General features: G+C 62.4%; 1 protein-coding gene and 1 pseudogene. One reads left to right on the top strand and one right to left on the bottom strand.

Going from position 1 to position 1,164, the window contains the following annotated elements; genetic code table 11:
- Positions 1-302, bottom strand: a pseudogene (locus tag BG52_RS16190) (nucleoside recognition domain-containing protein); the annotation flags it as partial.
- A gap of 128 nt (positions 303-430) precedes the next feature.
- On the opposite strand from BG52_RS16190, the gene BG52_RS12835 reads away from it, so the two are divergent.
- On the top strand, positions 431-1,164 hold a 734-nt coding region (locus tag BG52_RS12835), incomplete at its 3' end, for a PDZ domain-containing protein (RefSeq protein WP_036667422.1).

Raw genomic sequence — 1,164 nt, 5'->3', positions numbered from 1 at the left:
GCGGCGGCTTCGGCTCCCGCCGGGAAGCCAGCCGTCCAACCGAGGGCGACCGCCCAGCCTGCATCGCCGGGAAGCCGGAACGCTTGTCGCATCAGCGGCTCCAATAAGGCGCCGAGAGCATGTACCGCGCCGAGCGCGAACAACAGCTCCGATAATACATAAAAGGGCAGCAGCCCGGGAAACACGATTTCCCACCAAACGGTCAGTCCCTGAAGCGCCGACTGCAAAGATTCGCTTGGATGAAGCACTAAAGCGGCGGCCAGCGACACCAGCAGCAAACCGAGCGCGATCGAACGAAGCATGGCAAGCGACCTCCCGACTGGATGCGGTAGACGTTTCTTTCAAACTTCACAAAGCGAAGAAACGGCTATTCCAGTGTACGCGGAAGGGACGGGCATTAGACCAGGGGCGGAGAGGAGGACGCGCCGTAATGGACACGCGGAATAGAGGCGCGGTGTCTTCCGCGGTGCGGTGGGTATTGTCCGCCGCCGTTCTTATGATCATATTGCTGTATATACCGGCCCCTTATGTGGTGCTGCAGCCCGGGGTCGTGGAATCCGCGTCGCCGCTGGTGCAATCGGCGGCGGGCCGGGATGAAGCCGCCGACGAAGGCGAGTGGATGGTTACGACGGTGTACATGAGCCGGCAAATTAATTTGTGGACGGCCGTTCGAGCGATGTGGCGGTCCGATCGCGAGATTTACACCACAAAATCGTTCCTGAACGGCGGCACGATCGGGGATTACAAGGTCCGAATGGTTGTTATGATGGAAGATTCGCAAAGCCAGGCGATTGAAGCGGCTTATAAACAGCTCGGCATCGGTTACGAGCTGCGGCCTAAAGCACTCGTTGTCTCGCGTACGGCCGGAGACCGTTCGGGATTCAGGCCGGGTGACCGGATCGTCGGCGTGAACGGCGAACCGGCGGCGAGCGCCGAGGAGCTTTTGGCTCTGCTGCAACGAGGCGCGGGGTCCGCGTCCCTGAGAGCCGATGTGAAGCGGAGCGGAAAAGCGGTCAAGGTTGCCGTCGATGTGCCGCAGGAGGCGGCGGACGCGCCGGGCGGCGCGGCGGAGCTGCTGCCCGCACTGCTAGGCGGCGTTGAATTGACCGAATTGCGGACGGTTCGCCCGCTAGATCGGGCGCATGCCGTAACGATCGCGGCGGG

The sequence above is a fragment of the Paenibacillus darwinianus genome, assembly GCF_000598065.1.
Lineage (GTDB): Bacteria > Bacillota > Bacilli > Paenibacillales > Paenibacillaceae > Paenibacillus_I > Paenibacillus_I darwinianus.
This window is presented reverse-complemented; position numbering and strand designations above follow the sequence as displayed.